Here is a 9,601-nt window from a genome sequence, read left to right as displayed (position 1 = left end):
CCGCCCTACACCCCGCTTGGGGGCTGCCCCCCAACCCCCGTTTGTTGTTCCGTGTTGGCGGCGAAGCCGCCAACACGGAACAACAAGAGTTTTTTTGGGGGAGGCGAAGCCTCCCCCAACCCCCCGCCGTAAGGTTAACGTAATGCGTATGGGGCTTTGCCCCATTGGCGTAGTTGTCCGAAGATACCATAGCACATCTTGGGGTACAATGGGAGGCAATCAGATGTTGCAAGACGAGGATACAATCCCATGCTTGATGATGCACGCTTCCGCCAAGTGATGAGCCTTTTTGCTTCTGGGGTCACTATTGTTACCACTGCCCACGAGGGGCGCTTGGCGGGCCTGACGGTCAGTTCCTTCACTTCGCTCTCGCTCAACCCGATGCTGGTTTTGGTCTGCATTGATCTTCAGGCTAGCAGCCATAGTACGATTGCCGCCTCAGGTTACTACGCGGTCAATATTCTTGCCGAAGGTCAAGAGTACCTCTCGCGCCGCTTTGCCAGCCCCCAGGCTGAGAAGTTTATTCCAGAGACCTACACCATCTCGCCCCATGGCTTGCCGCTGCTCGCTGGCTGCTTGGCCCAGATTGAGTGTCGTGTCCATGCCACTCTGCCCGGCGGCGACCATACGATCTTTGTGGGTGAGGTGCTCGATGTGAGTTGCCACGAGGGTCGTCCACTGCTCTATTATCGTTCAGGTTACCACCTGTTGGGGCGGTGAGGATGGCCCCTCATCGCTCCATCCCAAACCTCGTTATCTTGCTCGGCCTGCTTTTGACTGCGTGTAGCACCAAGCCTCATGCGGATCCGGTTGTCTTCCCTGATCTGGGCATGCCGCTCCCAACGCTCATGCCTTCCCCTACCGGCATGGCCCCCATAGCCGCGACGGCTACGCCGCTGTCGCAGGATGGCGCATGGCAAACGGCGGCAGCGGGGATCGAGTTGCGCCGCATGCGGGTCGCGGTGGGGAACATCCAAGCCCCTCTGAGTCTGGTACGCATCGATCCAAGCCAGGTACGCTTTGTCGTGGGCTACCAACCCTATACCCCACCAACCCTTGGCCAATGGGCTGCGCAACACAATGCGCTCGTGGTTATCAATGGAGGCTTTTTTGATGCCAATGGCCACAGTGTGTCGCTACTGGTTCAAGCTGGCGAGGCCATCGGTAGTAGTTATGTTGAACGCGGCGGCATGTTTGCGGTCACTCCAAGTGGCGCAGTGCTCCTCCGCGCCCTCTCCGATACGCCCTACGATCCTGCCGAACCATTGGCCGAGGCGCTCCAAGGCTGGCCCCTGCTGGTACGCCCTGGTGGCACCCCCGCCTATGACTACGAAGATGGCCAACGCGCCCGTCGCAGCGTCATCGCCCTCGACCGCAGCGGGCGCGTCCTGCTGATCGCCAGCGCCAGCTCCGCCTTCACGCTGGCCGAATTGAGCCATTGGCTTGCCAACTCAGACCTTGAGCTTGATGCTGCCGTTAACCTTGATGGCGGTGCCTCCACCGGGCTACTGCTACGTAGCCCCAACGCCCCAGAACGCATTGAGCCCTTTGTCGCCCTGCCAATTGTACTCATGGTCTTGCCAAAGGATAGTTGAGGGCTTTCAGGTATAGAGTTTTTTGGGAGTTTTGGGTGTGGTGTCAAGCATTTGCTCATGCAACACGATCAAACGACCTGCTAGGTGTGCGCCGTACGCGAGCGTTGCGGTACTGCTCAATGCTTCACGGCGCACACCTGGCAGGTCTGAGGAGCCAATGGCCCATAGACCTAGCAGGTGGAGCGCGGTGGAAGCGTTGGCATCCTCACGGTGGCTGCACGCGCCCCACCTGCCAGGTCGTATCGAAGGCAGCAGTGCATTGGCTGATGATACAAGCCTCGCAACGTTGCGGGAGGCTATATGATCCTGCTCTCCGACCTGCTCGCGGCGGGCGGGCGTTTGGCTGGCGTGGCGCAGGCAGCGTCCTTTGCAGATTGGAGTTATGATTCGCGCCTGACGCTGCCCGGAAGCTGTTTTGTGGCTCTGCGGACCCTGCGTGCCGATGGCCACGACTATATCCCGGCTGCGTTGGCCGCCGGCGCCACGGGGCTGCTCTGTCGCTGGCCCCCCGCCGATCCCGGCGGGGCGACGGTGATCTTGGCCGCTGACCCCGAGGCGCTTTTGCGCCGTTGGGCAGCGGCCCGGCTTGCCACTGTGGCCCCTACGGTCATTGGGGTAACTGGCAGCGTCGGCAAGACTACGACGCGCCGGGCGGTGGCTGCACTCCTGGGAGCCCATCAGCCCACGTTCCAGAGCCGCCGTAGTTTCAATTCGCTCTTGGGGCTGCCGGTGGCCCTCGGACGCTTGCAGGATGACCAGCGCTATGCGGTGCTCGAATATGGCAGCGAGCGCCCCGGTGAATTGGCCCACCTCACGACCCTCTTTCCGCCCCAGGTGGCCCTCGTCACCAATGTGGGTGCGACCCACCTGCGTGGCTTTGGGCGGTTGCAGGCGATTGCCAAGGAGCATGCAGCGCTCATTGCCGCCCTGCCGCCTACAGGCAGCACGCTGCTCAATGGCGACGATCCGCTGCTTATGGCTCTGGCCGCCCGTAGCCCCAATGTGTTGACCTATGGCATAGGGCCGCACTGCGATCTGCGTGCTACCGCAGTGCGCTATGCCTCCCACGGGACGTGCTTCGATCTGTGTTGGCAAGAGCAGAACCACCATGTCTACGTGCCGCTCTTAGGCATCCCCGCCGTCTATGCGGCCCTCGCGGCCCTCGCAGTTGGGCTCGTTTCCGGTCTGCGCCTTGCCGACTGCCTAGCCCCCTTAGCCACCCTCGAACCACCAGCAGGGCGGCTGAACTTGCTACCCGGACGCGACGGGGCGCAGTTGCTCGACGATACCTTCAGTTCCACGCCACCCTCAGCCCATGCCGCACTCGCAACCCTTGCGGCGCTCCCAGCCCAGCGACGCATCGCCATGCTCGGCTGCCTCTCTGATCTGCCCATCGGCAGCGAAGCGCCCTTCTACCAAGCCCTTGGGCACCAAGCTGCCGCATGTGCCGACATGCTCATCCTCAAGGGCGACTGGGGCGTCGTGATCGCCCACGCCGCCCGCACCCTCCGCCCAGAATTACCCATCAGCGTGGTGGATACTAGCGAGGCAGCGGTGGCCGCGCTACCGGCCCCACTTACACCCAACGACCTGATCTTAATCAAGGGCGGGGCCGAAGCACGCATGGAGCGCATTGTAGCCCGGCTCTTGGCCGATCCCGCCCCCACGCCGCTGGCTTCGACAGGCTCAGCCCCCACGCCGCTGGCTGAGCCTGTCGAAGCCAAGCGGCGTGGTGAATATCATCTCAAAGCCCCCCCCGCCCTCGTGCGCCAAGAACCCGCCTGGCGCAGTGTGCGGATTGGGCAGCCGGAACGACCAACATGGCTGCGGGTGGACTTGGATGTCCTTGCGGGCAATGTGCACCAACTTTGCCACTTGGCCCAAGTGCCCCTGATGGCCGTGCTCAAAGGCGATGGCTATGGCCACGGTGCCGTCCGCACGGCCCGCACAGCCCTCAGCGCGGGCGCAGCGGCCTTGGCCGTTGCCACCTTGGGCGAAGGGCGCACCCTGCGCGACCATGCGATTAGCGCCCCCATTTTGCTGCTCGGCTACACCCCGCCGTGGCAAGCCGAAGCGGTAGCCCGCTTGGGTCTCGACGCGACCCTCTTTGATCCAGAGGCGGCTGAGGCGCTCAGTGCTGCGGGCAGTAATCTGGGGCAGCCGGTGCGCGTGCATATCAAAGTGGACAGCGGCATGGGCCGTTTGGGCCTTTTGCCCGAGCAGGTTTTGCCCTTTTTGCGCTCCTTGCAGCACCTACGCGGGCTTGAGGTGTACGGCATCTACACCCACTTTGCCAGCGCCGACGCTCCCGATCTCGGCAGTACCGAAGCCCAACTTGGGCGCTTCATGCAACTTCTTGCCAGCCTAGAGGCCGCCGGACTGCGCCCCCCTATCGCCCATGCCGCCAACAGTGCGGCACTCCTACGCATGCCCGCAACGCGGCTCGACATGGTACGGCCAGGCATTGCATGCTACGGCCTAGCCCCCTCAAGCAGCAGCCCACTACCAGAAGGCATGCATCCGGCCCTGAGCTTTCACAGCGAAATCGCCCAGGTCAAACAGCACCCAGCGGGCAGCCCCATCTCATATGGCGGCACCTTTGTCACCAGCCAGACAAGCACGATTGCAACCATCCCCGTGGGCTACGCGGATGGCGTGCGCCGCAGCCCGCCGTGGCGCAGCGTGATTGTACGGGGCCAACGGGTCCCCATTGTAGGCCGCATCTGCATGGACTACCTCATGGCCGATGTGAGCGCCGTAGCCCATGTGCGGCGCGGCGACGCAGTGGTCCTGATTGGCAGCCAAGGGCAAGCAAGCATCAATGCAGATGAAATCGCCACATGGCTCGACACCATCAGCTATGAAGTCCTAACCGGCATTATGCCCAGAGTGCCCAGAGAGGTCGGAGAGGGGGAGGGGTAAAAGCGCTCAGAAGCTGTCTGAAAAGCCGGGGGGCACACACCCTGGAGTGCCGGCGTTAGCCGGCGTTAGCTGGCACCGGCGTTAGCCGGCTAACGCCGGCACTCCAACGCCAACCCATAGACTTTTCTATGGCACACGCAGCGTCCCAACCTCTTGTGGGGGGCCAGGGCGGGCATCGCCCGAGAAGGTCTGCACCTCGCCCCTGACCGCAGCGTGGATGGTGAAGGGGATAGAGTCGTGGCGTCCGCAACCGCTGTAGTAGTTGACACCAATGGAATAGGTACCGCTTGGTGCTGTATCATTCTCCCAAAAGACGCTCTCTGCAAGAACATACGGGGCTAGATCCTCTTCCAACAGATCGGCGAGGCAGACAAGATTGGCGGGTGGTGGATCTTGACGGTCGCCTGTCGCTCGACTACTGCGGCTTGGTGGTTCGCCCATCACCCATTGGCCGCCGTTGCTGTCCTCTGGATTTTCGTGGTAGATGGTGGTACCATCAGGGGCGGTGACATAGAGGTGCAAGCCTACCGGCATTGTCCAGGCGAGGGTAATATGCACATCGTAGGCGAAGGTGCTATGAGCCAGCGTATTGTCGGGGGGCGGAATGAAGGTGCCACCCAAGCATGGCGCTCGGCCAGCGACATAGCGATCAAGCTCCAGATCGGCCTCGGCGTAGCGATACTCCATCAGACTACCTGCCTGCATCTCGACCGGCCCGAGACGCCGCCAGTAGCTGTCAAAGCGCGGGCTGTAGTTGGTTGATCGGTTAACTTCAGAGAAGTGCCAGACTTCAATCAGATGGTAGGTGCCGTTGGGCAACCACCAATCAAAATGTCGCGTCTGCCAGTAGGCGTCACTTTGCGGATGCACATAATCACCGATCATCATGTTCCAACTGGCCGAAGGTGCCCATTGCCACATCTGCGTGCGATCGGCGAGGTCGTAGCCCTCAATGCAAACCCCGTAGGTGACGGTGTAGGGGCCGTTGCCGCTGGGCGGTGGGTAGCGCCCACTGTTGTAGGTGTGCTGGTTGCTCACGCGCAAGATGCCACCATTGTTGTTGCGCCACTCTTGCGCTGCGCTGGCACTGCCCATGAAACCAAAGATTACCCAAGGTGAGAAGCGCATGGTAGCAACCGAGACGACACGGTTGGTGCCATCAATGGCCGCAGGCAGCATCTGCCATGTGTCATTCGCCTGGTCATAGAAGGCAACCCCCAGCACCTCCTCGGCATCAACATCCGCCGGAATGGGCAGATTGAGCATCACCGGCGCATGAAACATGGTGTCATTTGGCCCAAGTTGGTAGACCGAGCCTAGCGGTGTGAAGCCGTCGGGCAGGTTGGGCGTGCGATCACTCGTCTCCTGCATGCTAAAACTGGCCGTGCCCGCACTGCCATCCGCTTGGGGCGCAACAACGCCCGGCGGAATCAGCAGATGACCACCTGTCGCGGTCGTCACCAAGCCGCCCATCTGGCTCGTCACCTGCACGACGCCTTGGGCATTCACATCATAGTTGAAGCCCACCCCTTGAGCAGCCCCTTGATTGCTCGGCGCTCCTGCCGTGTCAGCCACGTGATCATCTGGTGCCGTATAGAACAGCATGCCAATAGCCACAGCAGTAACGACGAAGAGCATGCAGACACCGAGGGTGATCATCAGGCAGGGCAGCAGCAACGAGCGCTGTTGCGCCTGGGGCGCAGCGGGCGCTGGCGCTGCTGCATATGGCGGCGCGGGCAGCGGCGCTTGCGTGGAGGGTTGCGCGGGCGCTGGCGCTGCTGCATATGGCGGCGCGGGCAGCGGCGCTTGCGTGGAGGGTTGCGGCGGCGGCGGCACTGGTGCACCAACTGGCGTGTGTACGGTTGGCGTCATATCATCCGCGCTACCACCGCTGATCTGCACACTGAATTCGTAGCTACCAAGTGCCAGCCGATCGCCAGAACGGAGCGGGTGGCGTCCACTGATCCGTTGACCATTCACCGCCGTGCCGTTGGCACTATTGAGATCCTCGACGAACCATTGGTTGCCCATCAGGACGACGCGGGCATGTTGGCGCGAAACCTGGCCATGGTTCACCAGCAGCGCACAGCCCTGCTGTCGTCCAATCACCAGATCATCGCCACGCGCCTGAAAAGTCTGGCCCTGCAACTCATTGGTCTGGCCAGTCAGGGTGATCATGGGGGGGTGGGGGGTAAGGTGTTTCATTGTGGTTTTAGCTTATGAGCGCCAAGCATTAGAGTCTGTCTGAAAAGCCGGGGGGCGCACGCTGGAGTGCCGGCGTTAGCCGGCTAACGCCGGCACTCCAACCCTAACCTATAGACTTTTCAGACAGCCTCTTAGCGGCTTTGCGGCTTTGCGCGAGCTTATTTGATGCCCCTAGCTCCTCAACGGCAAGCGCAGCGTGAAACAACTCCCGACCTGGGGTTCACTGACCACACTGACACTGCCGCCGTGCATTTCGGCCAAGCGGCGCACCAAGACCAAGCCTAGCCCTGTGCCTTCGTGCTGGCGATTGAGGCGCGCATCAAGTTGGGTAAAGGGTTCAAAGAGCCGTTGCTGGTCCTCTGCTTTGATGCCAATGCCAGTATCGTGTACATTGAAGATAGCTTGGTTCGCTTTATAGTCAATGATGACTTCAAGTTTAATCGAACCACCCGCGGGTGTAAACTTCACCGCATTGCTCAAGAGATTGCCAAGCATCTGTTTGAGTCGCTTGGGGTCTACCTCAATGATCGCCAGTTCATCATTCAGCGTGAAGCCTAAACGCTGCTTCTTCTTCTCAATTGGCTCACGGATGAGGCGTAGATTGGCGCGGCAGACATCGGCTACGAGGACTGGTTCGTAATCGAGTTGGAGCCGATCCGACTCGATTTTGGAGAGGTCGAGGACATCGTTGATCAGGTTGAGCAGATGTTGACCACTTTGGTAGATGTAGTTCACCGTTTCAGTTTGCAGAGGCGTGAGTGGGTCGCAAATGCCGTCAAGCATACTCTCGCTGAGGCCCAGAATCGCATTGAGCGGGGTACGCAGCTCGTGCGAAACATTCGCCAAAAAGTCGCTCCGCACCTGGAACGTGCGGGCGATCTCGCTACGGGCCAATTCTTGCACCGCTTCTGCTTGGGCCTCAAGCGCTTGGTTCAGTTCGATCAGGCGCTCTTGAGCCTGCTTAAGCTTATGGATGTCAGTAGCATTGATCAGCACACAGGTCGCACGTCCCTGCTCGTCACGGATCGGCTGGAACGAGATATGAAACCAACGAGTCTCTGCTTTGAGCTCAATCGGCGCTTCAACGACGCGCCCGCTGTTGCTCTGCAACACCTGCCGGATCAATTCGGCTTGATTGCCTACCATGGCAGGGAAGAGTTTATAGAGGCTGGTGTCAACTAAGGAGACGCTGGTATAGCCCAACAGATTTGCCGTCACATCATTGGCATAGAGGCACGTACCATTGGCATCAACGATCATAATGGCGCTATCGAGGCTCTCCATCAGGCCGCGAAATTTTGCCTCACTGGACTGCAACTGCTGTTCAACCAACTCGCGGGCGAGCGAATTTTGGATGCGGAGTTCTAGTTCATTGGCCACACTACGCCCCAACGCCGCCAGCGCAGCCCGCTGCTGCTCGTTCAAGCTACGCGGCACCGTATCAACCACACAGAGCGCCCCCAGGGTGGTTCCGTCCTGCATGTTCAACGGAGCGCCCGCATAGAAGCGAATATAGGGCGCCTCGGTTACAAGGCTACTGCGGCGAAAACGGTCATCCTCAAGCGCATCATTGACCTCAAGCAACGCATCAGGATTGAGGATCGTATGGGCACAAAAAGCAACCCTACGCGGCGTCTCATGCTCCGTCATACCCACATGCGCCTTAAACCATTGCCGATCATGGTCTACCAACGAGACCGCAGCAATCGGGGTTTCACAGATGAACGAAGCCACTGCGGTCAGATCATCAAAGAACTGTTCGGGTAGCGTATCGAGAATACGACTACGGCGCAGTGTCGCCAAGCGTTGCGCTTCGTTCGCCGGTAGCGGCGGATCAGGATGTGGGTCGTCTTGCATAACCGCCATCACTCCTCATCACCTGTGCAATGACACCATCACTCATCAAGCGCAGAAAGACCTGTACCACTTCCGGATCAAAGTGCTTGCCTGATTGGCTCCGAATATATTCTAACACTTCATCGCTTGGGGAAGCTTGGCGGTAGGGGCGATCATTGGTCAATGCATCCCAGACATCAACAATAGCAAAGATACGTGCAGCGAGTGGAATCGTCTCGCCAGCGAGACCCTGTGGGTAACCACTACCATCCCAACGTTCATGGTGGAAGAGCGGGATCGCGAGGGCTGGCTGCAAATAGTTAATAGGGGATAGCAATTCATAGGCCAAAGAGGGATGGGTACGCATAATCTTCCACTCTTCATCATTCAGCGGCCCCGGTTTACGCAGAATCGCATCAGGAATACCCATCTTGCCAATATCGTGTAGCAGCGCCCCCCGCCGGATGTGGGCTACCTCAGCAGCAGGCAGATTCATAGCCTCAGCCAAACAGACCGTCAATTCCGTCACGCGCCGCGAATGCCCTTCAGTCTCGTGGTCACGCAGATCAAGTGCCCGTGACCAACCCTCTAGGGTGGCATCATAGGCATGGGCCAACTCTTCGGCAGCAAGTTGGCGCTCATCGAGCAGGGTACGAAAGCGGTTGAGCCGCGTAATCGTGCGTACCCGGGCGCGTAGTTCGGCGCGGTGGAAGGGTTTGGCCACAAAATCATCGGCCCCCGCCTCAAGCCCCTGAATGCGTGAATCGCAATCATCGAGGGCCGTCACCATCACGATTGGCACCAGAGCCAAACGCTGATCGGCACGCAAGCGACGACAAGTCTCAAATCCATCCATCTCAGGCATCATCACATCAAGCAGAATCAGATCAGGGATAATGCTCTGAGCCAACGCGATCGTTTCAGCCCCATTACTAGCAAAGCGAAGCGCATAGCCATCAGCTTCTAGGGCACTGGCCATCACTTCGCGCCCTAGTGCTTGGTCATCAACGATCAGCACGAGCGCTGGGGTTTTCATATGTTTG

6 protein-coding genes are annotated in these 9,601 nt (G+C 60.0%); 3 read left to right on the top strand and 3 right to left on the bottom strand.

All coding sequences use genetic code 11. From position 1 onward, the window contains the following. Positions 1 to 249 precede the first annotated feature (249 nt). The 3 genes from CJ255_RS13455 to alr all read left to right on the top strand — a co-directional run bounded on the left by CJ255_RS13455 (position 250) and on the right by alr (position 4,517). Positions 250 to 720: a flavin reductase family protein gene (locus CJ255_RS13455; RefSeq protein ID WP_097644621.1), complete on the top strand. Its 471-nt coding sequence runs from the start codon at positions 250 to 252 to the stop codon at positions 718 to 720. 2 nt (positions 721 to 722) lie between these two features. After that, positions 723 to 1,595 carry a phosphodiester glycosidase family protein gene (locus CJ255_RS13450; RefSeq protein ID WP_097644620.1) on the top strand — a complete coding sequence of 291 codons (873 nt, stop codon included), beginning with the start codon at positions 723 to 725 and terminating at the stop codon, positions 1,593 to 1,595. Between the two features lie 300 nt (positions 1,596 to 1,895). Beyond that, the gene (alr, locus tag CJ255_RS13445; RefSeq protein ID WP_097644619.1) at positions 1,896 to 4,517 is read left to right on the top strand and encodes an alanine racemase; all 2,622 of its coding nucleotides are present in this window, start codon (positions 1,896 to 1,898) and stop codon (positions 4,515 to 4,517) included. Between the two features lie 126 nt (positions 4,518 to 4,643). Here the strand turns inward: alr and CJ255_RS13440 are convergent, their stop codons facing one another. The 3 genes from CJ255_RS13440 to CJ255_RS13430 form a co-directional block, all read right to left on the bottom strand. After that, positions 4,644 to 6,722 carry an FHA domain-containing protein gene (locus CJ255_RS13440; protein ID WP_097644618.1) on the bottom strand — a complete coding sequence of 693 codons (2,079 nt, stop codon included), beginning with the start codon at positions 6,720 to 6,722 and terminating at the stop codon, positions 4,644 to 4,646. Positions 6,723 to 6,893: 171 nt separating this feature from the next. Next, positions 6,894 to 8,579 carry an ATP-binding protein gene (locus tag CJ255_RS13435; RefSeq protein ID WP_165774707.1) on the bottom strand — a complete coding sequence of 562 codons (1,686 nt, stop codon included), beginning with the start codon at positions 8,577 to 8,579 and terminating at the stop codon, positions 6,894 to 6,896. Next, on the bottom strand, positions 8,557 to 9,594 hold the full coding sequence (locus CJ255_RS13430) for an HD-GYP domain-containing protein (protein ID WP_097644616.1): 1,038 nt from the start codon (positions 9,592 to 9,594) through the stop codon (positions 8,557 to 8,559). Before CJ255_RS13430 ends, CJ255_RS13435 begins: the two co-directional genes overlap by 23 nt. Between the last annotated feature and the right edge of the window lie 7 nt (positions 9,595 to 9,601).

The sequence above is a fragment of the Candidatus Viridilinea mediisalina genome, assembly GCF_002532535.1.
Classification (GTDB): Bacteria; Chloroflexota; Chloroflexia; order Chloroflexales; family Chloroflexaceae; genus Viridilinea; species Viridilinea mediisalina.
This window is presented reverse-complemented; position numbering and strand designations above follow the sequence as displayed.